This is a genomic window from Arminella tubonensis (assembly GCF_003240585.1).
GTDB lineage: Bacteria > Pseudomonadota > Alphaproteobacteria > Rhizobiales > Rhizobiaceae > Rhizobium > Rhizobium tubonense.
Genome location: NZ_PCDP01000047.1, coordinates 1 through 1,449, shown reverse-complemented (window position 1 = coordinate 1,449; position 1,449 = coordinate 1). Strand labels below are relative to the sequence as shown.

Sequence of the window (1,449 nt, the reverse complement as noted above, 5' to 3'; positions counted from 1 at the left end):
GCGGAGACATTGATGACAGCCAACCCCAAGATCACCTTCATCGGCGCCGGCTCGACGGTGTTCATGAAGAACATCATCGGCGACATCCTGCAGCGCCCGGCGCTGTCGGGTGCGAGGATCGCCCTGATGGACCTCAATCCCGCAAGGCTCGAGGAGAGCGCCATCGTCGCCGGCAAGCTGGCCGCGACGCTGGGTGCCGCAGCGACGGTCGAGACCTTCACCGACCAGCGCCGGGCGCTCGACAGGGCGGATTTCGTCGTCGTCGCCTTCCAGATCGGCGGCTATGAGCCCTGCACCGTCACCGATTTCGAGGTGCCGAAGACATACGGCCTGCGCCAGACCATTGCCGACACGCTCGGCGTCGGCGGCATCATGCGCGGCTTGCGCACCGTGCCGCATCTATGGAAGATCTGCGAGGACATGCTGGCCGTCTGCCCGCAGGCGATCATGCTGCAATATGTCAACCCGATGGCGATCAACACCTGGGCGATCGCCGAGAAATATCCAACCATCCGCCAGGTCGGCCTTTGCCATTCGGTCCAGGGCACGGCGATGGAGCTGGCTGACGATCTCGACATTCCCTATGACGAGATCCGCTACCGCGCCGCCGGCATCAACCACATGGCCTTCTACCTGACGTTCGAGCACCGCCAGGCGGATGGGTCCTACCGCAATCTCTATCCGGATCTGGTGGCCGCCTATCGCGACGGCCGTGCCCCGAAGCCCGGCTGGAACCCGCGCTGCCCCAACAAGGTGCGCTACGAGATGCTGACCCGGCTTGGCTATTTCGTCACCGAGAGCTCGGAGCATTTTGCCGAATATACCCCCTATTTCATCAAGGAGGGCCGCGACGACCTGATCGACAAATACGGTATTCCGCTCGACGAATATCCCAAGCGCTGCATCGAGCAGATCGCCCGCTGGAAGAGCCAGGCCGATCAGTATCGCAGCGCCGCGGCGATCGAGGTCAAGCCGTCGAAGGAATATGCCTCCTCGATCATCAATTCGGTGTGGACCGGCGAACCCTCTGTGATCTACGGCAATGTCCGCAACAATGGCTGCATCACCTCGCTGCCTACCAATTGCGCCGCCGAAGTGCCGTGCCTGGTCGATGCGTCGGGCATCCAGCCGACCTTCATCGGCGCGCTGCCGCCGCAACTGACGGCGCTGATCCGCACCAACATCAATGTCCAGGAGCTGACCGTGCAGGCGCTGATGACCGAGAACCGCGCGCACATCTACCACGCCGCGATGATGGATCCGCACACGGCGGCCGAGCTCGATCTCGACCAGATCTGGTCCCTTGTCGACGACCTCATCGCCGCCCATGGCGACTGGCTGCCCGCCTGGGCCAGATAAGACCCCCGAACAAGGCTGGCGTCGCCACCTCTCCCGGTTACGCCGGCTTCAAGGGCCTCGCAGCACCGCTGCGGGGCCTTTTGTCGGGTG

The 1,449-nt window shown here is 63.7% G+C and carries 1 protein-coding gene; it reads left to right on the top strand.

Annotated features, from left to right (window positions below; genetic code table 11):
• Positions 1 to 12: 12 nt before the first annotated feature.
• A complete protein-coding gene (gene melA, locus CPY51_RS22530) occupies positions 13 to 1,359 on the top strand; it encodes an alpha-glucosidase/alpha-galactosidase (RefSeq protein WP_111162480.1) in 1,347 nt (448 codons plus the stop codon).
• Positions 1,360 to 1,449: the final 90 nt, after the last annotated feature.

Bases quoted from the DNA above. Each gene is read 5' to 3' on its own strand.
- melA (WP_111162480.1), top strand. From the start codon at position 13: ATGACAGCCAACCCCAAGATCACCTTCATCGGCGCCGGCTCGACGGTG.